Source organism: Pseudomonas sp. R76 (assembly GCF_009834565.1).
In the GTDB taxonomy this organism is placed as follows: domain Bacteria; phylum Pseudomonadota; class Gammaproteobacteria; order Pseudomonadales; family Pseudomonadaceae; genus Aquipseudomonas.
Genome location: NZ_CP019428.1, coordinates 175,444 through 201,322, shown reverse-complemented (window position 1 = coordinate 201,322; position 25,879 = coordinate 175,444). Strand labels below are relative to the sequence as shown.

Below are 25,879 nucleotides of genomic sequence, written 5' to 3'. Positions count from 1 at the left end.
TGTTTAGGATGGCGACCATAAGGTCAATAGTTTGGCATAAACTAGATAGCGAATAAATCTAGCCAAATATTTGACGCCAGTAACTTCTTAGCCTACGCCCCTCCTGTTTGGCCCTCCCCCGAGCGGCCACATGGAATTCATCAGAAACGGATCGCCGGAGAAATCTTTAATGAGCAGTGTTGTTGCCATCGTCAAAAGCATTGTTGGTCAAGTTTTCGTTATTTCTCCGGAAGGGGCGCGCCGCGTACTGGTAGAGGGCGATCGCCTGTTCGCGGGCGACCAGATCGACACCGGCATGTCCGGCTCGGTCAGCCTGGAACTGGCTGATGGCCGTACGCTGGACCTGGGTCGCGATACGCAGTGGAGCGCCGATATGCCGGACTCCAGCCTCGACCTGGCGGCGGCCACCGAGCAAGCCGCGCCGTCGGTTGCCGAACTGCAGCAAGCCATCGCCGCCGGCGCCGACCCGACCACCGACCTGGAAGCCACTGCCGCAGGCGCAACCGCTGCCGGTAATGGCGCGGCGGGCGGCGGCCACAGCTTCGTGGTGCTGGACGCGACCGCCGGCCGCGTCGACCCGACTATCGGCTTCCCGACCGGCCCGCTGGGCCAGGCCGGTACGACCCAAACCCAGCTGGCAGGCGCCCAAGGCACCACCGCCTCCGGCAATCTGGTGCTGCAGGCGTCGACCCTGACCCTGAGTGCAACCCCGACCATCACCGAAGCCGGCGGCGTGCTGACCTACACCGCCACCGTGACGCAGCCGTCGACCAGCAACCTGAGCATCACCTTGTCCAACGGCGCGGTGATCACCATCGTGGCCGGCCAAACCACCGGCACCGTCAACGTACCGCTGGCGCCGAACGACAGCCCGTACATCGACCCAAGCCAGATCAGCGTGACCGTCACCGGCACCACCGGCGGCAACAACCTGGTGCTGACCATCGACCCTAACCCGGCCGTGACTCAGATTACCGACACCATCGACACCACAACCGTCACCCTGACGGCGGGCGAGACGGTGACCGAAGGTGGCCAGATCACCTACACCGCCACCCTGACCAACCCGGCGCAGACGCCGGTGACCATCACCTTGAGCAATGGCTCGGTGATTACCATCAAGGCAGGCGAATCGGTCGGTACGGTGGTCGTGGACACCCCGGCTAACGACGTCTACAACAACGGCTCTACCGTCAGCACGACGATTACCGGCGCAACCGGCGGCAACTTTGAAAACCTGGTGCCGAGCACTACGCCTGCGGTGACTACGATTGTTGATTCGATCGATAACACCACTATTTCTCTGACTGCTGATAAGGCTTCAGTGGTTGAAGGTGGGGAGATTACCTACACCGCGACTTTGACTAACAAAGCGCAGACTGACGTAACCGTTACGCTTTCGAATGGTCAGACGATCACCATTAAAGCCGGTGAAACGGTGGGTTCGACGGTGTTTCAGACGCCGGCTAACGACGTTTACAACAATGGCAGCACCGTCAGCACCACGATCACCAAGACCGAAGGCGGCAACTTCGAGAACTTGGTGACCGATCCGAAGGCGGCTGAAACCACGATTACCGATTCGATCGATAACACCACGGTTTCTCTGACTGCCGATAAGGCGTCTGTGGTTGAAGGCGGTGAGATTACCTACACCGCGACCTTGACCAACAAGGCGCAAACCGACGTTACCGTTACGCTTTCGAATGGTCAGACGATCACCATTAAAGCCGGTGAAACGGTGGGTTCGGCGGTGTTTCAGACGCCGGCTAACGATGTTTACAACAATGGTTCGACTGTCAGCACCACGATCACCAAGACCGAAGGCGGTAACTTCGAGAACCTGGTGACCGATCCGAAAGCGGCTGAAACTACGATCACCGATTCGATCGATAACACCACCATCACGCTGACCGCTGATAAAGCATCGGTAGTCGAAGGCGGTGAGATTACCTACACCGCGACCTTGACTAACAAGGCGCAAACCGACGTCACCGTGACGTTGAGCAACGGCCAAACCATCACCATTAAAGCCGGTGAAACCGTAGGTTCGACGGTGTTCCAGACGCCAGCGAACGACGTCTACAACAACGGTTCGACCGTCAGCACCACCATCGCCAAAACCGAAGGTGGTAACTTCGAGAACCTGGTTACCGATCCGAAGGCGGCTGAAACTACGATCACCGATTCGATCGACAACACCACGGTTTCTCTGACTGCCGATAAAGCATCGGTAGTCGAAGGCGGTGAGATTACCTACACCGCGACTTTGACTAACAAAGCGCAGACTGACGTTACCGTTACGCTTTCGAATGGTCAGACGATCACCATCAAAGCGGGTGAAACCGTTGGCTCGACTGTGTTCCAGACTCCAGCCAACGATGTTTACAACAACGGTTCGACTGTCAGCACCACCATCGCCAAGACCGAGGGCGGTAACTTCGAGAACCTGGTTACCGATCCGAAAGCGGCTGAAACCACGATTACCGATTCGATCGATAACACCACGGTTACTTTGACTGCTGACAAGGCTTCGGTCGTTGAAGGTGGGGAGATTACCTACACCGCGACCCTGACGAACAAAGCGCAGACTGACGTTACCGTGACGCTTTCGAATGGTCAGACGATCACCATTAAAGCCGGTGAAACCGTTGGCTCGACTGTATTTCAGACACCGGCTAACGATGTTTACAACAATAGCTCCACCGTCAGCACCACCATCGCCAAAACCGAAGGCGGTAACTTCGAGAACCTGGTTACCGATCCGAAGGCGGCTGAAACAGCCATCACCGATTCGATCGACAACACCACGGTTTCCCTCTCCGCCGACAAAGCCTCGGTGGTTGAAGGCGGTGAGATTACCTACACCGCGACCCTGACGAACAAAGCGCAGACTGACGTAACCGTTACGTTGAGCAACGGTCAAACGATCACCATTAAAGCTGGTGAAACCGTTGGCTCCACGGTTTTCCAAACGCCGGCTAACGACGTCTACAACAACGGTTCGACTGTCAGCACCACTATCGCCAAAACCGAAGGCGGTAACTTCGAGAACCTGGTTACCGATCCGAAGGCGGCTGAAACAGCCATCACCGATTCGATCGACAACACCACGGTTTCCCTCTCCGCCGACAAAGCCTCGGTGGTTGAAGGCGGTGAGATTACCTACACCGCGACCCTGACGAACAAAGCGCAGACTGACGTAACCGTTACGTTGAGCAACGGTCAAACGATCACCATTAAAGCTGGTGAAACCGTTGGCTCCACGGTTTTCCAAACGCCGGCTAACGACGTCTACAACAACGGTTCGACTGTCAGCACCACTATCGCCAAAACCGAAGGCGGTAACTTCGAGAACTTGGTAACCGATCCGAAAGCGGCTGAAACAGCGATCACCGATTCGATCGACAACACCACGGTTTCCCTCTCCGCCGACAAAGCGTCGGTGGTTGAAGGCGGTGAGATTACCTACACCGCGACCCTGACGAACAAAGCGCAGACTGACGTAACCGTTACGTTGAGCAACGGTCAAACGATCACCATTAAAGCTGGTGAAACCGTTGGCTCCACGGTTTTCCAAACGCCGGCTAACGACGTCTACAACAACGGTTCGACTGTCAGCACCACTATCGCCAAAACCGAAGGCGGTAACTTCGAGAACTTGGTAACCGATCCGAAAGCGGCTGAAACAGCGATCACCGATTCGATCGACAACACCACGGTTTCCCTCTCCGCCGACAAAGCGTCGGTGGTTGAAGGCGGTGAAATTACCTACACCGCAACACTGACGAACAAAGCTCAAACCGACGTCACTGTTACGTTGAGCAACGGCCAAACCATCACCATTAAAGCCGGCGAAACCGTCGGCTCGACAGTTTTCCAGACGCCAGCGAACGACGTCTACAACAACGGTTCCACCGTCAGCACCACCATCGCCAAGACCGAAGGCGGTAACTTCGAGAACTTGGTAACCGATCCGAAGGCGGCTGAAACAGCCATCACTGACTCGATCGACAACACCACGGTTTCTCTGACTGCCGATAAGGCGTCTGTGGTTGAAGGCGGTGAGATTACTTACACCGCGACCCTGACTAACAAAGCGCAGACTGACGTAACCGTTACGCTGTCGAATGGCCAGACGATCACCATCAAAGCGGGTGAAACCGTAGGTTCGACGGTGTTCCAGACGCCGGCTAACGATGTTTACAACAACGGATCCACCGTCAGCACCACGATCACCAAGACCGAAGGCGGCAACTTCGAGAACCTGGTAACCGATCCGAAGGCGGCTGAAACAGCCATCACCGATTCGATCGACAACACCACGGTTTCTCTGGCTGCTGATAAGGCGTCCGTGGTTGAAGGTGGTGAGATTACCTACACCGCGACCCTGACGAACAAAGCGCAAACCGATGTCACGGTAACGTTGAGCAATGGACAGACCATTACCATCAAAGCCGGTGAAACCGTCGGCTCGACTGTGTTCCAGACGCCAGCGAACGATGTTTACAACAACGGCAGCACCGTCACCACCACCATCGCCAAGACCGAAGGCGGTAACTTCGAGAACCTGGTAACCGATCCGAAGGCGGCTGAAACAGCCATCACTGACTCGATCGACAACACCACGGTTTCTCTGACTGCCGATAAGGCGTCTGTGGTTGAAGGCGGTGAGATTACTTACACCGCGACCCTGACGAACAAAGCGCAAACCGACGTTACCGTTACGCTTTCGAATGGCCAGACGATCACCATTAAAGCAGGTGAAACCGTCGGCTCGACTGTGTTCCAGACACCAGCCAACGACGTTTACAACAATGGCAGCACCGTCAGCACCACGATCACCAAGACCGAAGGCGGCAACTTCGAGAACCTGGTAACCGATCCGAAGGCGGCTGAAACAGCCATCACCGATTCGATCGACAACACCACGGTTACGTTGACTGCTGACAAGGCTTCGGTAGTTGAAGGTGGGGAGATTACCTATACCGCGACCTTGACCAACAAGGCGCAAACCGACGTCACCGTAACGCTGAGCAACGGCCAAACCATCACCATTAAAGCTGGTGAAACCGTAGGTTCGACTGTTTTCCAAACGCCAGCGAACGACGTCTACAACAACGGTTCCACCGTCAGCACCACCATCGCCAAGACCGAGGGCGGTAACTTCGAGAACTTGGTAACCGATCCGAAGGCGGCTGAAACAGCCATCACTGACTCGATCGATAACACCACGGTTTCTCTGACTGCCGATAAGGCGTCTGTGGTTGAAGGCGGTGAGATTACTTACACCGCGACCCTGACTAACAAAGCGCAGACTGACGTAACCGTTACGCTGTCGAACGGCCAAACCATCACCATTAAAGCTGGTGAAACCGTAGGTTCGACGGTGTTCCAGACGCCGGCTAACGATGTTTACAACAACGGTTCCACCGTCAGCACCACCATCGCCAAAACCGAAGGCGGTAACTTCGAGAACCTGGTCACTGATCCGAAAGCAGCCGAAACGACCATCACCGATTCGATCGACAACACCACGGTTTCTCTGGCTGCTGATAAGGCGTCCGTGGTTGAAGGTGGTGAGATTACCTACACCGCGACCCTGACGAACAAAGCGCAAACCGATGTCACGGTAACGTTGAGCAATGGACAGACCATTACCATCAAAGCCGGTGAAACCGTCGGCTCGACTGTGTTCCAGACGCCAGCGAACGATGTTTACAACAACGGCAGCACCGTCACCACCACCATCGCCAAGACCGAAGGCGGTAACTTCGAGAACCTGGTAACCGATCCGAAGGCGGCTGAAACAGCCATCACTGACTCGATCGACAACACCACGGTTTCTCTGACTGCCGATAAGGCGTCTGTGGTTGAAGGCGGTGAGATCACCTACACCGCGACGTTGACCAACAAGGCGCAGACTGACGTCACCGTTACGCTTTCGAATGGTCAGACGATCACCATCAAAGCGGGCGAAACCGTCGGCTCCACGGTTTTCCATACCCCAGCCAACGACGTTTACAACAACGGTTCGACTGTCAGCACCACTATCGCTAAAACCGAAGGCGGTAACTTCGAGAACCTGGTTACCGATCCAAAAGCAGCGGTCACCACGATCACCGACTCGATCGACAACACTACGGTTTCGTTGACTGCTGACAAGGCTTCGGTAGTTGAAGGCGGCGATATCACTTACACCGCAACCTTGACCAACAAGGCGCAAACCGACGTCACCGTAACACTGAGTAACGGCCAGACCATTACCATTAAAGCCGGTGAAACCGCTGGTTCGACTGTGTTCCAGACGCCAGCTAACGACGTCTACAACAACAGTTCCACCGTCAGCACCACCATCGCCAAAACTGCAGGTGGTAACTTCGAAAACCTGGTTACCGATCCGAAAGCAGCGGTCACCACGATCACCGACTCGATCGATAACACCACCGTTTCCCTGACTGCCGACAAAGCATCGGTCGTTGAAGGCGGCGACATCACCTACACCGCAACCTTGACTAACAAGGCGCAAACAGACGTTACCGTTACGCTTTCGAATGGTCAGACGATCACCATCAAAGCTGGCGAGTCCGTGGGCTCCACGGTGTTCCACACCCCGGCCAACGACGTCTACAACAACAGTTCAACCGTCAGCACCACCATCGCCAAGACTGCGGGTGGTAACTTCGAGAATCTGGTTACCGATCCGAAGGCAGCGGTCACCACGATTACTGACTCGATCGACAACACCACGGTTTCGTTGACTGCTGACAAGGCTTCGGTCGTTGAAGGTGGTGACATCACTTACACCGCGACCTTGACCAACAAGGCGCAAACCGACGTTACCGTTACGCTTTCGAATGGCCAAACCATCACCATCAAAGCCGGTGAATCTGTGGGCTCCACGGTTTTCCACACCCCGGCCAACGACGTCTACAACAACAGTTCAACCGTCAGCACCACCATCGCCAAGACTGCGGGTGGTAACTTCGAGAACCTGGTTACCGATCCGAAAGCGGCGGTCACCACGATCACCGACTCGATCGACAACACTACGGTTTCGTTGACTGCTGACAAGGCTTCGGTCGTTGAAGGCGGCGACATCACTTACACCGCAACCTTGACCAACAAGGCGCAAACCGACGTCACCGTAACGCTGAGCAACGGCCAGACCATCACCATCAAAGCCGGCGACTCCGCAGGCTCGACGGTTTTCCACACCCCGGCCAACGACGTCTACAACAACAGTTCCACCGTCAGCACCACCATCGCCAAAACTGTCGGCGGTAACTTCGAAAACCTGGTTACCGATCCGAAGGCAGCGGTCACCACGATCACCGACTCGATCGACAACACCACCGTTTCCCTGACTGCCGACAAAGCATCTGTGGTTGAAGGCGGCGACATCACCTACACCGCGACCTTGACCAACAAGGCGCAAACCGACGTTACCGTTACGCTGAGCAACGGCCAAACCATCACCATCAAAGCCGGCGACTCCGCAGGCTCGACGGTTTTCCATACCCCAGCGAACGACGTCTACAACAACAGTTCCACCGTCAGCACCACCATCGCCAAGACTGCAGGTGGTAACTTCGAAAACCTGGTCACGGATCCAAAAGCAGCGGTCACCACGATCACCGACTCGATTGATAACACCACCGTTTCCCTGACTGCCGACAAAGCATCGGTCGTTGAAGGCGGCGATATCACTTACACCGCGACCCTGACGAACAAAGCTCAAACTGACGTCACTGTCACGCTGAGCAACGGTCAGACTATTACCATCAAAGCTGGCGAGTCCGTGGGCTCCACGGTTTTCCACACCCCGGCCAACGACGTCTACAACAACAGTTCCACCGTCAGCACCACCATCGCCAAAACTGTCGGCGGTAACTTCGAAAACCTGGTTACCGATCCGAAGGCAGCGGTCACCACGATCACCGACTCGATCGACAACACCACCGTTTCCCTGACTGCCGACAAAGCATCTGTGGTTGAAGGCGGCGACATCACCTACACCGCGACCTTGACCAACAAGGCGCAAACCGACGTTACCGTTACGCTGAGCAACGGCCAAACCATCACCATCAAAGCTGGCGACTCCGCAGGCTCGACGGTTTTCCATACCCCAGCGAACGACGTCTACAACAACAGTTCCACCGTCAGCACCACCATCGCCAAGACTGCGGGTGGTAACTTCGAGAATCTGGTTACCGATCCGAAAGCAGCAGTCACCACGATCACCGACTCGATCGACACCACCACCGTCAATATCACCGGCGATGCGTCGGTAACTGAAGGCGGCACCGCGCATTACACCCTGACGTTGAGCAACCCGGCGCAAACCGATGTGACGGTGACGCTCAAATACAGTGGCACCGCCACCGATGGTTCGGATTTCACCGGTGTGTACACCGTGAAGATCCCGGCTGGCGCCAGCAGCGCGGCGTTTGATATCCGCACGATTGACGACAAGATCACCGAGTCGACGGAAAGCATTGTCATCACGATCGACAAGACCACAGGTGGCAACTTCGAGAACCTGGCGATCGGCAAAGGCAGCGTCACCACCAACATCATCGACAACGATGCGCCGCCGGTCATCGACCTGGATGCCAACAATTCCAGCGGCGCCACCGGTGCCGACTACAAGGTGACGTTCACCGAAGGCACCAGCGGCCCGGGCGTGTCGATTGCCGACACGGATATCAAGATCACTGACCCGGACAGCACGATGCTGACCGGCGCGACGATCACCCTGACCAATGCGCAGGCCGGTGATGCCCTGAACCTGGGCAACAGCGTGAATGGCATCATCGTCAACACCAACAACCAGACGGGCACCATCACCCTGACGTTGTCGGGCAGCGCGACGCTGGCTGATTACATGCAGCGCATCCAGAACATCACGTTTACCAACAACAGCCACGACCCAAGCACCACGCCGCGGACCATTACCGTGACCGTGACCGACGGCGGCAATTACTCCAACGTCGCTACCACCACGGTCAACGTGGTGGCGGTCAACGATGCGCCAGTGGCAACCGGCAGCGCCGTGACCGGCACCGAAGACACGCCGCTGGCCCTGACCTGGGCTAACTTCGGCGTGACCGACGTGGACTCGCCGCAAAGCAGCCTGGGCGTGAAAATCACTGACCTGCCGGTGGCCGGCAAGCTGCAATACCTCGCAGCAGATGGCACCACCTGGACCAACGTGACCGCTGGCCAAACCTTTACCAAAGCCCAGATCGACGGCGGCCAGTTGCGCTTCATGCCCAACGCCAACGAATCCGGCACCAATGGTTATGGCGGCACCGGCATCGGCAACCAGCAGGCGGATTACGCGCAGTTCAAGTTCCAGCCAACAGATGGCAAGGACCTGGGCACCAGCGCCACGGTGAAAGTCGATATCACGCCGATAGCCGACGCACCGACCCTGAATGTGGCCGACAACAGCGTCAACTCGATCGGCTTGCTCAAGCAAAGCTGGAACACGGTTGCCGGCATCGGCACCAACGGCAACGGCGCTGCCCCGGCTGACCTGAAAAATGCCATTGATAACGCCGGCACGCCGAACAGCAGCGGCATCGTGACCAATGTCGAGTCCACCGCCAACGTCGCGGCAGGCAGTGGTTCGAAGATCTCCGGCCTGATCTACATGGAAGCCGGCAAGTCCTACACCTTCAGTGGCACCGGCGATGACAGCCTGGTGATCAACGTCGGCGGTAAAGACGTGGCCAGCGCGCAGTGGGGCACCAACAGCGGCAAGTTCAGCGGCTCGATCACCCCGACGGTGAGCGGCTATTACAGCATCGAGATCTACCACGCCAACCAGTCCGGCCCTGGCAGTTATGACGTCAACCTGTCGGTCAACGGCGCCCCGGCCACAGACCTGAGCACCAGCGGCGTGCCGCTGTACACCGGCATCACCGACCTGACCAGCGCCGGCGTGACCGTGTCCGACCTGCATGGCAGCAACGGTGACGGTTACTACGTGGGCTACAAGCTCAACGAAGGCCAGGAAAACGGCACCGTGAAGCTGTCCAAGGTGACCACCGCGCTGACCGACACCGACGGTTCGGAAACCCTGAGCGTGAAGATCAGTGGCGTACCGGCAGGCTCGGTGCTCACCGACGCGTTCGGGCACACCTTTACCGCGACTAAAGCCGTGGGCGAAGTCAACGTCACCGGTTGGGATTTGAGCACCCTGACCATCAAGCCGCCGACCTACTACAGCGGCCAGTTCAACCTGACGGTGACCTCGACCTCTACCGAAAGCCTCGGCGGTTCGGCCATCACCACCGCGCAGTTGCCGGTCACGGTGTACCCGGCCACCTACAGCGCAATCACGGGCAGCTCCGGCAGCGACGCCATCACCGGCACCGATGGCAACGACATCGTCGTAGCCGATATCGGCGGCCTGAACGTGGTGCAGGGCAAGAACTACAACATCGCGTTCATGGTGGACAGTTCCGGCAGCATGAGCACCGCGTCGATCAACGCGGCCAAGGCTTCGCTGACCTCGGTGTTCAACTCGCTCAAAGACAGCCTGGGCGCGAACACATCGGGCACCGTGAACATCTTCCTGGCGGACTTCGATACCCAGGTGAACAAGTCGGTGGCGATCAACCTCAACGATCCAAACGCCCTGACGTTGCTCAAGGCCGTGCTGGACTCGATGGTGTCGGGCGGCGGCACCAACTATGAAGACGTGTTCAAGACCACGGCCAACTTCTTCCAGAGCGGCCTGGCCACCGGCAACACCGGTGCCACCAACTTGACCTACTTCATCACCGACGGCCAGCCGACCTACTACCAGAGCGGCGAGCAGACCAACCCGACGATTTACAACGTGAAGCTCGACGATTTGGTGACCACGTCCAACTACACGCTGGGCAATACGTTCAGCAAGTACCTGGATAACACCCACTACTTCAGCATCGACTCTTCGGGTGCGGCTCAATTGCAAACCTGGAATGGCTCGCGCTGGGTCGTCAACAACCTGGGCACCCTTCACGCCCAAGGTGACGGCACCTACGAGCTGTCCAACCTGAACGGTACGGGCTACAGCACCGACTCGGCGACGCTGAGCAATGCGAAAAGCGCCTTTGCGCTGCTGGGCGGGTTGTCGCAAGTGGAAGCCATCGGTATCAACGGTGACGTCAGCCTCAATGACCTCAAGCCGTACGACAGCGATGGCAAGCCGCAAAGCAACATCGACCCGAATGACCTGGCCAACGCCATCCTCGGCCACACCGAAGCGACGCTGCCAGGTTCCGACACTATCAGCGGTGGCGACGGCAACGACATCATCTTCGGCGACCTGGTGAGCTTCAGCGGTATCACCGGTGAGGGTTACAACGCACTGCAGGCCTTTGTGGCACAGAAAACCGGTGTGGCCGTCTCGGCGGTGACCACCTCCAACGTGCACCAGTACGTCACCGAGCACTATGCCGACTTCGATGTGTCCGGCGCCAAAGACGGCAACGACACGCTGTTGGGCGGCGCGGGTGATGACATCCTGTTCGGCCAGGGCGGCAACGACTACCTGGACGGCGGCAAAGGCAATGACATCCTGCTGGGCGGCACCGGTAACGACACGTTGATCGGCGGGCCGGGCAACGACATCCTGATCGGTGGTTCGGGTGCCGACACTTTCGTGTGGAAGGCCGGTGACCTGGGCAACGATGTGATCAAGGACTTCAAGGCCTCGGAAGGTGACCGGATTGATCTTAAGGATCTGTTGAAAGGTGAGACGGACAGCACCATCGACAACTACCTCAAGATCACCACGGTAGACGGCGTGTCGACCCTGCAAATCAGCAGTGAAGGCAAGCTCAACACCGCTGGCGGCCTGGCCAACGCGGATGTGACGATCAAGCTGGAAGGCAACGATTGGTCCCACACCAGCATCAACTCGCTGATCAGCGGTGCCGACCCGACCATCAAGATCGATCACACCGCCTAAGACGCGCTGGATCGGCCGCCCACTCGGGCGGCCGATTTTTTTTTGGCTGATGCGCGACTGGCCCTGGCGGGCGGTTGCATCGCATACTCGCGGCCATAAACACACCATTGACCTATGCTGGTGAAGGCGTGTGGTTCATTTTCGAGGGTTTCTTATGTTTTACGTGCAACGTGATTCACAGGGTGTATTGAGTCGCGTGGAGGCCGCCGCCTTTGCCGAATCAACCGAAACCCTGCCGGCCGATCACCATGAGATCCAGGCCTGGTATGCCAACGAAGTGGTGGAAACCAGCCTGGCGCAGCTCAAGCAAAGTGACCTGGAAATGATCCGGGTGCTGGATGACTTGATCCAGGTGCTGACCCGCAAGGGAGTGATCAGCGTGACGGACCTGCCGCCAGCCGCCCAAGCCAAGCTGATGGACCGTACCCATGCGCGGGAAGCGTTGGGCGGGTTGAGTCACCTGATCAATGATGAAGAGACTGGGTTGATCTGATTTCTTAACGTCGAACCGGATCGAAATGTGGGAGCGGGCTTGCTCGCGAATACGGTGTGTCAGTCGCTAGAAATATTGACTGATCTACCGTATTCGCGAGCAAGCCCGCTCCCACATTGGATTTGGATTATTTCCAGGGCGCGGGCTCGCCGAATAGCTGCCCTTGCACACCAAATAGCCCCATCTCGCGAATTACCTTCAGCTCCCCTTCGGTTTCCACGCGCTCGGCAATCAACGGCAAATCGATGCTGTGCGCCGCGCGCTGGATCGCCTCGATAAACAGGCGCTTGTCGGTTTCCTGATCGATGGCCCGGATGTAACTGCCGTCAATCTTCAGATACGCCAGACCCAGGCGCGCCAGGTTGCCGATCATGCTGAAGCGCCCCCCAAAACGCTGCAGGCTCAGGGAGAAGCCCAGCTCGCGCAGACGCTGGGTCAACTGTTCCAGCAAGGCTTGCTCAGGCAATTGTTCTTCGCCGATTTCCAGGGTCAGGCGCGGGCCCAGGTTGCTGTGCTGGCGCAGCAAGTCGAAAATCCGGTTCAACGCCTGGGCGTCCTGCAACGTGGCAGCCGAGAGGTTCAGCGCCAGGCTATGGCTGTGGCTGGTCATTTGCTTGAGCACTTGCTCCAGCATCAGGCGGTCCAGGCGTGACGTCCAACCAAAGCGCTCAAGCCACGGCAGGAAACGCCCGGCCGGGATTGTGTGGCCGTCGTCATCCTGCAAGCGCGACAGCACTTTGTAGTGCAAGACCAACTGCGGGTCCTGGCTGGCGACGACCGGCTGGAAGTACAGCTGGAAGCGCTGCTGGGTCAGGGCCTGGTCCAGCAGGGTGTGCCAGGCATGATGATCGTCGCCGACGCTGGCGGCGGCACTGTGGTCGAGGCATACCCAACTGGCGTCGCCCTGCCCTTCGGCCTGGGCCAGCGCTTGGTCAGCCAGGGTCAGCAGCGCCTGAGGGGAATCGCCATGGCTGAAGGGCGCCAGGCCGATATAGGCGACCGGCGTGACGTCACTGGCGCCGGTGGCTTGCAGGCTGAGCAAGGTGCTTTCAAGGTTCTGCGCCAATTGCAGCGCTTCTTCGCGCACCAGCCCCGGCGCCAGCACCGCGAATTCACCCCCGCGGATGCGGGTGACGAGATTATGGGTTTCCGGGTAGGGCTCGCATTGACGCAGCAGTTGTTCGCCGACTGCTTTGAGTAACTGGTCGGTACGCTGGCCACCCAGCCGCTGGTTGAGACCGGCCAGGTCCTTGACCCGCAACAGCAGCAGGTAGCCGGAGTTGGTGTCTTCCGGGTTACTGACGCGGGCGTTGAGCTGCATCTCGAAGTAACGGCGGTTGGCGAGGCCGGTGAGGTTGTCCTGATAGGACTCGGTGCGCAGTTTTTCACTGCGCTCGGCCTGCTCCTGGAACAGCGCCTTGAGCTTTTCCACCATCTGGTTCATGGCCTGCACCACGCGGCGCAGTTCCGGCGTGCGTGGCAGGTCGGGCACACTGAGAAACTCACGACGGGCGATGGCGTGGGACTGCTTGACCATGTAGTCCAACGGTTTCAATTGCCGACGCAGCAGCAGCGCGCCAAGCACGGCACTGACCGCACCGCACAGCAACAGCCAACCGAGGCTGCCCAGGGCGCTCTGCCAGAGCTTGGCCAGGGCAAACATCGGGTGGCTGACCACTTCCACACGTGCCGCCTGCTCCCAACCGCGGTTGACCAGCGCATCGCCACCGGCCGGCTCCAGGCCGATCATCTTCACGAACCAGTTGGGCACACCGTTGTTATCGGGGATGCCGCTGCGCTCAACGATGGTTTTGTCAGTCGCCAGGTCTACCACGCGGATGCTGGCGTAATAGCCGCTGTCGAAGATCGAGCTGACCAGCAATTCCACCATGGCCGGGTCGTCGATATTCGGTGTCAGCGACAACGCCAGCGCCGTCGCCGCGTCCTGTGCATGCGAGCGCAGCTGGTTGACGTATTGCGTGCGCGAGCTTTCCAGGCTGACCATGAAGCTGCCGCTGAAGGCGATCACCAGGAACAGACAGATTGCGATCAATAGTTGTTTGAACAGAGACATCCGATCAGTTACTCCTAGTTGGCAGGCTCGGCTGGGAAGCCTTCCGCACGCATTTTTCTCAACACATCCTGCCAGCGCGACAAGCGTTTGGTGTCACCGACTTTCTTGTTGCCCTTGGCACCGGGCAAGTACAAGCCTTCGGCGTTGAATGAGTACACCGGGATCAGGTCGGTACGCCGCGTCGCCGGCAGGATTTCATCCATCAGGCTGTCGAGCACCAACGGGATGGCGTCCGGGGTCGAATAATAAGTCAGGACCATGTGCGCGCGATTCTGACGCAAGGCCTTGACGTAGGTAATGCGCAATTTGTCGCTGGAGATCCCCAGGTGACGCAAACTGAAATACTTGGCGATCGCGTAGTCTTCACAGTCTCCGGCACCCTTCCAGAGTGCTTCGATGGGCGTCTCCCAATAGTCGACCACGTGCCAGAGATCGATGTCTTCCACGTAGGTCATTTGCTTGTTGAAAAACAGGTTCACGACCTTGAGCTGCTCTTGCTCGCTGACCTGCTTTTGGGTTGCCAGCAAGCGCTGCCAGTCATCGATACGCCGCTGGCCTTCCCCTAGCGGCCCATACAGGGCGGTGGCCTTGCGGCTGATCTGAGAGAAATCCCAATCGGCATGCAGCCCGCCGAGCATCAGGCCGGCCAACAAAATCGCTGAAAACAGCCAGCTGAAAATTCGAGAGGGAATAAAACTTACCGCCAAGGCGTTCAGTCCATGAAGAGAGACGGAATTTCAAAGGATGGTGATGCTTCGAACCGTAAAAAACAATGGCACAGTGCAATCATTCATAAATGGGCCGAGTTTATAACCGTCTTCTGTGGGATGCACAAAGTAAGGCCTGTAAGCCCTTACAATCGGAAACTTTGGCTGTTTGACAAGCACGCAGCCCGTCTCTAGTGTGCATTGGATCCAATTAAACACACCCAATTCAAGAAAGGAGGATAGCGTAACCGTGACGCAGAAGCCGAACCCTTTAAGCAGCATCAAAATCAGCGGGCCTATTCCCGCTCATCTTGCGCGCGCCGTTATTGAAGAAACGTTGCGCAATGCGATTCTCGATGGCCGATTGCCCTGTGGCACTGCAATGCGCCAGCAGGAGCTGGCCAGCCTGTTCGGTGTCAGCCGCATGCCCGTGCGCGAAGCGTTGCGCCAGCTGGAAGCGCAATCCTTGCTGCATGTGGTGACACACAAGGGCGCCGTGGTTGCACCGTTGATAGAGGACAATTCGGCAGAGACCTATGCCCTGCGCATGCTGTTGGAATCCGAAGCGTTGCGCTTGTCGACACCGTTGCTCACCGATGCCGACATCGCTGAGGCTGATGCCTATATCAATGCATTGGAGCAGGAGAAAGACTATTCCGAAATCGGCCGCCTCAACCGCCTGTTCCACATGGTGCTCTATGGCAAGGCGCCTAACCAGCGGCTGCTCAAGCTGGTTGAACACGGCTTGAATGAGGAGGAGCGTTTTCTACGCTTCAACCTTGAGGCGATGGGTTTGGGCGAAACGTCCCAGGAAGACCACCGCGAGTTACTGAGCCTGGTAGCGCAGAAGAAAGTCGACGAAAGCATCCTGACGCTGCGCAATCACCTGATGCGGGGTATGGAGGTGATCACCACCTACCTCAACGGCCTTGAAGCGGCTGCAAAGAAAGAGGCCCAGTAAGGCTTACCGCACGCTTCTTTGATCTCTCTACGATGTGGGGCTCCTTTGCTATAGGGAAGAGCTCCACGACGCGTCGTTATAGGGGACTGCTCATTACAAGGAAACTTCTAACAGTTAACTGGGCAACTTGCTCACAACAAAATATTTCTCGAAAAAACATCTAACATATTCACAAGCTCATCAAAACGTTTAATACGATTATTATCTCTCGCCACAAAAAGCACTTCATACGGCAACATAACCCTACGCCCCGTTAGCACAGTGCGCATGACGCGGCTAAACGCCATTATTTTCAATAATCAAGTTACAAACCCCTTACTGCTTACAGCGCAGTCGCAACAACTATAGGCGTCAACCATGCACCAACACTTACTTGAACAAAAAAAACTGCAGTTGTGCAGCCATCCATTATTTGTAGAAATAACTTCACTTAACAAGTTACAACTTTTTATGGAGCACCACGTATTTGCCGTCTGGGATTTCATGACCCTGACCAAACGCCTGCAACAAGACCTGACCTGCACGCAATTACCCTGGCTGCCACCCACTGACCCGCAAGCCGCACGCCTTATCAATGAAATCGTGCTCGGCGAAGAATCCGACGAGCATCCGAAAGGTGGCCATTGCAGCCACTTCGAACTGTATCTGGAGGCGATGGCAGAGGTGGGCGCCGACACGACCGCCGTCCAGCGCTTCATCGAACTGCAGCGCCAGAGCGTGCCGGCAAGTGCAGCCCTGCAGATGATTGAGGTGCCGCCGAGCGTGGCCTGCTTTGTCGACAGCACGTTGCAGGTCGCACTGAATGCGCCCACACACTGCGTGGCGGCGGCCTTCCTGCATGGTCGCGAGAGTGTGGTTGCGCCGATGTTCGAACGCATTCTGCACGGCAATGCATGCATTGAGCGCCAGGCGCCAACCCTGTCTCACTACCTCAGCCGTCACATCGAATTGGATTCACAAGATCATGAGCCGGCAGCGCAACAATTACTCCAACGCCTGATCGGGACAGACCCTGCCCGCCAACGCCAGGCCGACGAAATGGCACTGGTCGCCGTACAAAGCCGCCTCAGTTTGTGGGACACCGTGCGTGTCTCGCTGAACGAGGTGCAGCCATGAGCGCCGCCAACTACCGCTCCTTTGCCGAGGACTGGGAACGCCGCGCAACGGTCCGCACGCGGCCTCGGCGGTTACTGGAACATGACGACAGATTGATCTATCCCTTGTGCCGCCAGCCTCTGGCGCTGAGTGCGGCTTTTCTCGAACATTGCCCGCAGTGGCGCGACTTCGTGCTGGTGCAAAGTTTCTACAAGTTCATCAACGACGTGGTGATCTTCGAAACCGAAATCGTCGGCAAGACCGCCCGCAGCATTGCCAGGAATCGCTTCTCGCTGCCCTTCCCGTTTGCCTGCCGCGTGGACGCGATGGCCGTCGTGGTGGATGAGGACTACCACGCGCTGGTCGCGATGGATTTCCTGCAACAGGCCGTGGACATGACCGGCATACACCCCATCGACCTGCCCGGGCAAATCGAACTGAGCCATGCCCTGCCGGCAGCGCAGGCCCTGGCACCGCCGCGCTTGCGCGATGCCGTGGCGTTGATTGGTGTGGCCATCGCCGAGAACACGGTCACCCATGACGTCGCCGCGTTTTCCAAGGACGACAGCATCAAGCCTTCTGTTCGTGGCTTGATGGCTGATCACTTGTTTGATGAAGGGCGCCATGCACAGTTCTGGACCCAACTGGTGCGCCTCTATTGGCAAGCGGCAAGCCCGGCGGACCGCGACAGCATCGCTGAGACCCTGCCGACCTTTTTGACGCATTACCTGACCAACGAACTGCAGAAAGGCTTCGATCTACGGCTGATCGAACACTTGGACGTCAGTGTCGACGTCCGCCACGCACTGCGTGGTGAAGTGGCCGCGCTGGACTTTCCTATCACTCGTCATCACCCGTTGCTTGGCAACATCCTGGGGTTCCTGCACCACAGCAGCCTGCTGCAAACGCCGAGCGTTGCACAGGCCCTGAGCCACTACCTGCCCGAATCGGGGAGGCCGGCATGAGGCGCTTGAAGATTGGATGGAATGGCACCAGCACTGCACTGCAAGCGCTCAGGCAAACGCTGGAGCAGTACGGACACGTCAGCACAGCAGACTCATTTGACGTCGTGATTGAAGACGGTAGCCAACCGCCGCTCACACCGACCGGCGATACCCAATGGTTAAGCCTGCGTTTGGGGATCGGCCCGGTGTCCGAATATGGGCTGCCCAGGCTGCAGCTACGCTGCTATGACCAGGACAGGCGCGTTCTGGCGACACAGGACGTGGACGAGGAGCCCAGCGGCAACGGCCAGCCATTGCGCCGACGTGCAACAGACGCTCTGGTGGAATGGGCTGCCTCGCTGGTCAGCGGGTTCTCCAGGGATGCGGGCCTTTTCACCGTCACCGCCCTCGCGAACAGCTGGCCAGAGCAAGGCCTGCAAGGGCTGGACGCATTGGCATTTATGCATCGTTTCAATCGCACTGCGCAGCCGGCGCTATTGCTGGCAGCCCAGGTGCCAGTCATCCAACGGTTACACGCCAGCCTGCACAGCTTCGCCGAACGCCCGGCGCTGAATATCTCGGGCAGTGTGGTGACGTACCGGCAATTACAGGCTCGGGCGCTGTCGATCCAGCAGCATCTGCGCCCACTGCTGGAGGCCATTGAAGCGCCAGTGGTGATCGGCGTTTGCATGGACAAGTCCATCGAGTTGTACGCCAGCATTCTCGCGGTGCTGAGTTGCGGCGCGGTGTACCTGCCATTGGCACCGGATCATCCGACACAGCGCCAGCAGGCGATGCTGGAAGGCGCCAAGGCCAGCGTATTACTGGATGATGGGCGGCACCCGCTGCGCGACCAGTTCGTCAGCCTGGATGTCAGCAATCTCGACCCGGCGCACGCCGATACCCCGCAGCCCTTGACGCACCATCGCCCCGACGCCGAGGCGCCCTGCATCGCGCTTTTCACTTCGGGTACCACCGGCCAGCCCAAAGGCGTGCTGCTCAGCCACGGCAACCTTGCACATTTCACCGCCTGGCTTGGTGACTGTATGGCACTGGATGAACACAGCCGTGTGCTGCAATTTTCGCCACTGAGTTTCGACTCATCGCTGATCGATATCTTCCCGGCCCTGGTAGCCGGTGCCGAGTTGATCGTGCCAAGCCAGGAACAACGGCACGACCCCCAGCAGTTGGTCGACCTGATTCGTCAGCGGCGCATCAGCCACGCTTTTCTGCCGCCAGCGCTGCTGAGCATCCTGCCGCTGGATCAGCCACTGGGCTTGACCCATCTGCTGACGGGTGGCGATACCTGCGAGCCGTGCGTGATCGAACGATTGGCGAGCCAGTGCCACTTTCACAATCTGTACGGCCCTACTGAAGCCACGGTGCTGGTCACCCACCGGACGTTTCAACCGGGAGACAGCAATCGCAACCTGGGGCGCCCTATTGCCAACAGCCAGGTGCTGATCCTCGACGACCACCTGCAACCGGTGGATGAACAGGTGACGGGCGAACTGTACATCGTCGGCCCCGGCGTGAGCCTGGGGTATGTGAACGCGCCGCAGCAGGTGGACGACCCGTTCGTTGAACTGAGACTGCCCACTGGCCAGGTGCTGCAGGCTTACCGCAGCGGTGACCTGGCGAAATGGACGCCAGACGGTATCGAGTTGGGTGGCCGACGCGATGACCAGGTGAAGATCCGTGGTTTTCGGGTGGCCCCACTGGAAATCGAACAGTGCCTGCGCACTAGCCGATTGTTTCGCCAAGTGGCCGTGGTGATCGATGCTCATCGCAGGATTTTCAGCTTCGTTGCCCAGCCCGAACCGGGCGCCACGCTGGCAGGCTTGAAACAACATGCGCAGCAGTGGTTACCGACCTATATGCACCCCGAGGTGTGGACTGAGTTACCCACTATGCCGCACACCCGTCACGGCAAGATCGACCGCCAGGCATTGCTGGCGACACCGATGCGCACGGTTGCACACACTGCCGGCAGTCGCGCGCGAACGCCTCTGCAAACACGCCTGGTGGCGCTGTGGAGCGAGTTGCTGGATGTGCCTGGCGATGACGTTTGCATTGACGAGAGTTTTTTCAACCTCGGCGGCCACTCCATCCTGCTGTCGACCCTGTTGCTACGTGTGCGCGAAGCGTTTGGTCGCAGCCTCTCCTTGAGCCGATTCTTTGAAGCCCCGACGATTCGTACGCTCGCCGTGCTGTTGGAAGACGGTGCTCTTCCCAATGCACTGTCGGGCCAGGTGGAGCTGGATGCGTCACAACCGCTGACAGTAGAACCACTGCACGCGGACCGCGCAGGCGACCCACGCAAAGTCATCGTCACCGGCGCCAACAGTTTTGTCGGCGTGCATCTGGTCGAAGCGTTGTTGGCAGGCGGCGCGCAGGAAGTGGCCTGCCTGGTACGGGAGCAGCCGGGGCATTGCGCTGCGGCACGGTTTGCCGAGGCATTACGCGAGTATCGCCTTGAGCATATGGACCTGAGCCGCGTGCAAGTCTACGCCGCCGATATCAGCCAGCCACGGCTGGGCCTGACCTGCGATGTGTATGAGCACCTCGCCCGCACACATGGCGTGTTGGTGCACAACGCTGCGTGGGTCAACCATGTGATGGACTACGCCTCACTTGCCAGGGACAACGTCGAACCGGTACTGGAGTGCCTGCGCCTGTGTGAAACCCATTGCAAGAAAGTCTTTAACTTCGTCTCGACACTCTCGGCCTGCAGTCATATTGACGCCCAGGGGTACATCCTCGAAACGCACGCGGTGGAGTCGTTGCCGCTGTATCTCAAGAATGGCTACAACCTTTCCAAATGGGTCGCCGAACGACTGCTGGGGCGTGCTGCCGAGCAAGGTGCCTGGGTGAACATCTATCGCCCGGGAAACATCGCGTTCAACAGCCGTAACGGCGTCTGCCAGCCGCACAACAACCGCCTGATGATGATGCTCAAAGGGTCGTTGCAGTTGGGCCTGGCGCCGCGCCTGGAGGTGAACTTCGACCTGATGCCGGTGGACTTCTTTGCGCGCTTCGTTGCGTTCCACTGCGGCCAGTGGGCTGCCGGGCGAAACGTCTTCAACCTGCACAACCCACAACCGTTGAGTTGGGAACATTACCTTGATGCGTTCAGCCAAGCGGGCCACCGCTTCGAACGGGTGAGCATTGCGCGCTGGCAAAGCGCGCTACGCACCGTGGGCCGCGAAAACGCGCTGTTTGGCGTGCTGGGTTTTTACCTGAATGACCTGGCAGAAGACATCAGCGACGTGTCGATGATTTGTCACGACAACGCACGCCAGGGTGTGGACGCGATGGGCGAGCACTACCCAAAAAAGGACCCGGCGCTGCTGCGCAAGGGCTGCGACCACCTCAAGGCCATTGGCTTTATCTAACCCCGTCAGGACATGCTTATGAAACCGCTGCAACCCGATACATTGATCCGCAACCCTGGCGGCGCACCGTTGGTGGCGTCTGTGGAAGTCCCGTGCGAGGCCGCTCGCCTGTGGCGTGTGGTGGGCAACTTTGCAGGCTTTGATGCCTTTATTCCCGCGCTGTCGCGCATCCAAATGACGGGGACGGGTGTGGGTGCGTTACGCACGAAGTTTTTCCACGATGGTCATTGCGTTGTCGAGCAACTCAACAGCCACGACGACGCGGCCATGTATATGACGTGGACCACAATCTACAACACGTTGGGCGTCGCGCAGTTGTGGGCCGCAATGCGTGTTGAAGGGCTTGGCGAGGACCGCTCCAAGGCGACCTGGACGCTCATTGGCGAACCGCTGGAAATGCCGCCGGCAGCGTTTGAAGAGTTTGTGCAGGATTTCGCCGACAGCGCACTGGAGAATGTGCGCCATATGCTCAGCTGATCGGCAGGAGCGAGAGGCCTCGCTCCTGCACAAGCAGGGTCAGATTTTGAAGCTGTCGACCAACTGCTTCAATCGGCTGGCCTGCTGGGACAGTGCGTCGCAGTCCTTGAGCGTTTCGTTGAGGTTGGCCACGCCCTGCTGGTTCAGCAGGTTGATCTGGTTGATGTCGACGTTGAGGGTTTCGACCACGGCGGTCTGCTCCTCGGTGGCGGCAGCGACCGATTGGTTCATGCCGTCGATCTCGACGATGCGTTGCGTCACGCTGACCAGGCGCTCACCGGCCTGGTTAGCCACTTCAACGCTTTCTTCGCTGGAGGTCTGGCTGGCGTTCATGGTGGTCACCGCCTCACGCGAACCCACTTGCAGCGAAGTGATCATCTTATGAATCTCTTCGGCAGACTCCTGGGTACGGTGCGCCAGGTTACGCACTTCATCGGCAACCACGGCAAAACCACGCCCGGCTTCCCCGGCACGAGCCGCTTCAATTGCGGCGTTAAGTGCCAACAAGTTGGTTTGCTGGGAGATGCCTTTGATCACATCAAGGATGTGGCCGATGTTGTCGGTGCTGGCGTTCAGCGTTTCGATCTGGGTGCAGGACAGGCTGATTTTTTGCGACAGCTCCGACATCGCCAGGATGGTTTGCTCGACTACCTTGCGCCCGTCGTCTGCCTGTTCGCTGGCACCACTGGCGTGCTGCGAAGCATCGGCCGCGTTACGCGCGATTTCCTGGGTGGCGGCGCCCAATTCGTTGATTGCCGCCGCCACGCTGTTGGTGCGCGCACTTTGTTCGTCCGAGCCGATGATCGAGGCATTGGACGACGCCATCACGCGTTGGGACAGGTCGTGCACCTGACGCGTCGCCGAAGACACCTCGGAGATGGACGCGTGGATACGCTCGACGAACTGGTTGAAGGCACTGCCAACTTCGCCAAATTCGTCTTTGCTGGTCACGTCCAGGCGCCGAGTCAAATCACCCTCGCCCTGGGCAATGTCCTGCATGGCAATGCCCATGGTGGTCAGCGGGCGCAGCAGTACTTGAATCAACAGGCTCAAGAGCACGGCAATAGCGACGACCGCGATCAACATGGCGATTAATGCCGAAGTACGGAATTTGCCCAGCGGTGCGTAGGCTTTATCTTTGTCGATCGACAGACCGATATACCAATCGGCACCTGGCAAGCCGCTGATTGGCGTGAACGAGAGGATACGGTCCTGGCCATTGAGCACAACGTCCTGGCTGACCTTCTCGATACGCAGGTTTGTGCCTGGGTAGATGTCCTTAAGGTTTTTCATCACCTGGTCCTGGTCAGGACTGACGATGACCTGGCCATCGGCGCTGACCAGAAAGGCATGGCCGATGCCGCCGAAGTCCACCGAGTTGATGATCTTCACCAAGGTCTGCAGGCTCAGGTCACCGCCCACTACGCCCAGCAGCTCACCGTTCTTTTTGACTGGCAGAGCGATGGTGACGATCTGACCGCCCACGGCAGCCATGTAAGGCGGGGTGAGCATGGTTTTGTCGGCGGCCACGGCTTGCTTGTACCAAGGACGCTGACGTGGGTCATAACCGTCGGGCATTTTGGCGTCAGGGCGCTGGGTGAACACACCGTTGGTTTGACCGACGTAGGTGAACTGGAAGTTCGAGGTGAACGCAGGTTGATCAACCAGGCCCGGAAGGTCGGCACCACTGCCCTGATGCGCGACGTTTTGCGCCAGGCTTTCGAGGACCAGGATGCGACCACTGAGCCAGTTCTGCACACTGCTGGCCGTGAGTTCACCCGATTGCTGGATGGACGATTCCAGGTTTTGCTTGATGGTGCTGCGCTGCAGGTAGTCGTTGTAAAGCGTGAATAACGCGAATGCGAGAACCACGACGCCTGACGCGGCCAACAGAATTTTATGACTGAACTTGAGATTCATTTCATCGACTTCTTTTGCCAAAGGGGGATGAGCGTGCCGAGTGGAACATTCCATGTAACGGGATAGGCGGACTCTCTTGGACCGCTCTATTTCGGTGCACGCATGGCTCGTCAGGCTTTCGGCCACACCAAGAGAAATCTTAGTAATTTGTGAGAATCATCATCATTTTGCGTAGGAAACCGACCAACGGCGCAGGCGCTGCGAGGAGAGATTGCAAAATCTTTCAGGCTTTCAGACAATGCGACTAATTATCATTTGTGGCGTCTGGCCGGGCCTGTGTGAATGCCATCTACTGAGTACATTGCGTGTGAAAGTGTGGTGCAGACGCTTTACTGCACCCATCACAATTGGCTCAACACGTGGCTGCGCAGCCGGCTGGGCAATGCCGCCGATGCAGCGGACTTGGCGCAAGACACCTTTGTGCGTTTGCTGCAAAAGACCGAACGGTTTGAACTCAAGGCGCCCAGGGCGTTCTTGCGCACCATCGCCCGTGGTTTGGTGATTGATCATTGGCGCCGTGAAGAAATCCAACGCGCCTACCTGGAGTCCATCGCCCACTTGCCGGAAGCGTTGGCACCCAGCACCGAAGCACGTGCGTTGGTGCTGGAACTGCTGGAGGCAATCGCCCGCCTTTTAGACGGATTGAAGCCGAAGGTGCGTAAGGCGTTTCTACTGTCTCAGTGCGATGGGCTGACGTACAAGCAGATCGCGCAGCAGATGGGCGTGTCGGTTCGCTCTGTGGAACGCTACATCGCTGAGGCGCTGTATCACTGTTACGTGCTGCGTTATGAGACTTGATGCCTGTGGATAACACCGCGCGTTCCGGACCCGATGCCCAAGTGGTCAAGCAAGCCATCAGCTGGGCCCTGCGCCTGCGTAACAACCGCGCCAATATGCGCCTGCATGCGCAATGCGAGCATTGGCGCGAGGCGCATGTTGACCATGAGTTGGCCTGGCAACGAGTACAGGCGCTGCAGCAGGAATTGAACAGCCAATTGTCTGCGATTCCGGCGGCCCATGTAGCACTGGAAAATGTTGCACACGGCTTGGGCCGGCGGCAGGCGCTGAAGATGTTGTCCGGTGTAGTGCTGGTGGGCTCTGCAGCGTGGGTAAGTCGAGACCTGACCGGCTGGCAGCGCTGGGCATCCGACCTCGCGACAGCCACTGGCGAGCGGCGCAGTGTGCAACTGCCGGATGGTACTCGCCTGCAACTCAATACCGACAGTGCAGTGGACCTGGACTTCAGTGCGCAGCAACGCCTCATCACGCTGGTGCGTGGGGAGATCCTGGTGACTTGCGGCACGAGTTTGTCAGCACCCTTGCTGGTCCAAACTCGGCATGGATTGCTCGAAGGCATTGACGGGCGCTTCAGCGTGCGCCAAGACAGCGATTGCACACGCTTGAGCGTGGTCAGCGGCAATGTGGCCATTCATTCACCGCATTCGGCGGATGGGTTCTCGACTCAAGCCCACGCGGGGGAAAACTATCTCGTAAGCCAGACGCATGCCACGCCTGCCCCGCCTTTGGATATGGATGTTGGGGCGTGGACCGATGGGCTGATCGTGACGCGTGGTATGCGCCTGGCCGACTTTCTGTCGGAGGTGGGGCGTTACCGCCATGGCTACCTGGGTTGTTCGGCGGATGTTGCCGGCTTGCGGCTGTCGGGAGTTTTTCGGCTGGAGGACACCGACAAGTTGCTGGCGATACTGCCGCAGACGCTGCCTGTTCGCGTGCGTTATCGCACACGTTGGTGGGTGAGCCTGGAGCGCTCGGCCTGACTTTTTATGAAGGTTTTTGGCGGTTTTTTTCCGTGAGTCCGGCTTAGACAGTAAGCGTTTCCATCTG

General features: G+C 58.3%; 12 protein-coding genes. 9 read left to right on the top strand and 3 right to left on the bottom strand.

The window, feature by feature from the left end; all coding sequences use genetic code 11:
• Positions 1-130 precede the first annotated feature (130 nt).
• Both PspR76_RS00890 and PspR76_RS00885 read left to right on the top strand, forming a co-directional pair.
• Entirely contained in the window at positions 131-11,968 is an 11,838-nt protein-coding gene (locus PspR76_RS00890; protein WP_442966751.1) for a retention module-containing protein, read from the top strand.
• Between the two features lie 154 nt (positions 11,969-12,122).
• Entirely contained in the window at positions 12,123-12,461 is a 339-nt protein-coding gene (locus tag PspR76_RS00885; protein ID WP_159953558.1) for a tryptophan synthase subunit beta, read from the top strand.
• 127 nt (positions 12,462-12,588) lie between these two features.
• Here the strand turns inward: PspR76_RS00885 and lapD are convergent, their stop codons facing one another.
• Together lapD and lapG are read right to left on the bottom strand one after the other, a co-directional pair.
• Positions 12,589-14,535 (bottom strand): cyclic di-GMP receptor LapD, encoded by a 1,947-nt coding sequence (gene lapD, locus PspR76_RS00880; RefSeq protein ID WP_159953557.1) that lies wholly within the window; start codon positions 14,533-14,535, stop codon positions 12,589-12,591.
• Between the two features lie 14 nt (positions 14,536-14,549).
• Entirely contained in the window at positions 14,550-15,242 is a 693-nt protein-coding gene (lapG, locus tag PspR76_RS00875; RefSeq protein WP_159953556.1) for a cysteine protease LapG, read from the bottom strand.
• Positions 15,243-15,492: 250 nt separating this feature from the next.
• Here lapG and PspR76_RS00870 point away from each other — a divergent pair, with 250 nt between their 5' ends.
• The 5 genes from PspR76_RS00870 (at position 15,493) to PspR76_RS00850 (ending at position 22,114) form a co-directional block, all read left to right on the top strand.
• Positions 15,493-16,203 (top strand): GntR family transcriptional regulator, encoded by a 711-nt coding sequence (locus tag PspR76_RS00870; RefSeq protein WP_159953555.1) that lies wholly within the window; start codon positions 15,493-15,495, stop codon positions 16,201-16,203.
• A 357-nt stretch (positions 16,204-16,560) separates the two neighbouring features.
• A complete protein-coding gene (locus PspR76_RS00865) occupies positions 16,561-17,319 on the top strand; it encodes a DUF3050 domain-containing protein (protein WP_159953554.1) in 759 nt (252 codons plus the stop codon).
• A complete protein-coding gene (locus PspR76_RS00860) occupies positions 17,316-18,263 on the top strand; it encodes a diiron oxygenase (protein ID WP_159953553.1) in 948 nt (315 codons plus the stop codon). The genes PspR76_RS00865 and PspR76_RS00860 overlap by 4 nt, the downstream gene beginning before the upstream one ends.
• Positions 18,260-21,637, top strand: coding sequence for an amino acid adenylation domain-containing protein (locus tag PspR76_RS00855; protein ID WP_159953552.1), 3,378 nt, complete (start codon positions 18,260-18,262; stop codon positions 21,635-21,637). Before PspR76_RS00860 ends, PspR76_RS00855 begins: the two co-directional genes overlap by 4 nt.
• Positions 21,638-21,655: 18 nt before the next feature.
• Positions 21,656-22,114: an SRPBCC family protein gene (locus tag PspR76_RS00850; RefSeq protein ID WP_159953551.1), complete on the top strand. Its 459-nt coding sequence runs from the start codon at positions 21,656-21,658 to the stop codon at positions 22,112-22,114.
• 39 nt (positions 22,115-22,153) lie between these two features.
• Here the strand turns inward: PspR76_RS00850 and PspR76_RS00845 are convergent, their stop codons facing one another.
• On the bottom strand, positions 22,154-24,034 hold the full coding sequence (locus PspR76_RS00845; RefSeq protein WP_159953550.1) for a methyl-accepting chemotaxis protein: 1,881 nt from the start codon (positions 24,032-24,034) through the stop codon (positions 22,154-22,156).
• A 282-nt stretch (positions 24,035-24,316) separates the two neighbouring features.
• Between PspR76_RS00845 and PspR76_RS00840 the strand changes: the two genes are divergently transcribed.
• Positions 24,317-24,832, top strand: a complete 516-nt coding sequence (locus PspR76_RS00840) for a sigma-70 family RNA polymerase sigma factor (RefSeq protein WP_159953549.1) — start codon at positions 24,317-24,319, stop codon at positions 24,830-24,832.
• Positions 24,832-25,812 (top strand): FecR domain-containing protein, encoded by a 981-nt coding sequence (locus PspR76_RS00835; RefSeq protein WP_159953548.1) that lies wholly within the window; start codon positions 24,832-24,834, stop codon positions 25,810-25,812. Before PspR76_RS00840 ends, PspR76_RS00835 begins: the two co-directional genes overlap by 1 nt.
• The last annotated feature ends 67 nt before the right edge of the window (positions 25,813-25,879 follow it).

Bases quoted from the DNA above. Each gene is read 5' to 3' on its own strand.
- PspR76_RS00840 (WP_159953549.1), top strand. From the start codon at position 24,317: ATGCCATCTACTGAGTACATTGCGTGTGAAAGTGTGGTGCAGACGCTT.
- PspR76_RS00860 (WP_159953553.1), top strand. From the start codon at position 17,316: ATGAGCGCCGCCAACTACCGCTCCTTTGCCGAGGACTGGGAACGCCGC.
- PspR76_RS00850 (WP_159953551.1), top strand. From the start codon at position 21,656: ATGAAACCGCTGCAACCCGATACATTGATCCGCAACCCTGGCGGCGCA.
- PspR76_RS00885 (WP_159953558.1), top strand. From the start codon at position 12,123: ATGTTTTACGTGCAACGTGATTCACAGGGTGTATTGAGTCGCGTGGAG.
- PspR76_RS00845 (WP_159953550.1), bottom strand. From the start codon at position 24,034: ATGAATCTCAAGTTCAGTCATAAAATTCTGTTGGCCGCGTCAGGCGTC.
- PspR76_RS00890 (WP_442966751.1), top strand. From the start codon at position 131: ATGGAATTCATCAGAAACGGATCGCCGGAGAAATCTTTAATGAGCAGT.
- PspR76_RS00835 (WP_159953548.1), top strand. From the start codon at position 24,832: ATGCCTGTGGATAACACCGCGCGTTCCGGACCCGATGCCCAAGTGGTC.
- PspR76_RS00865 (WP_159953554.1), top strand. From the start codon at position 16,561: ATGCACCAACACTTACTTGAACAAAAAAAACTGCAGTTGTGCAGCCAT.
- lapD (WP_159953557.1), bottom strand. From the start codon at position 14,535: ATGTCTCTGTTCAAACAACTATTGATCGCAATCTGTCTGTTCCTGGTG.
- PspR76_RS00855 (WP_159953552.1), top strand. From the start codon at position 18,260: ATGAGGCGCTTGAAGATTGGATGGAATGGCACCAGCACTGCACTGCAA.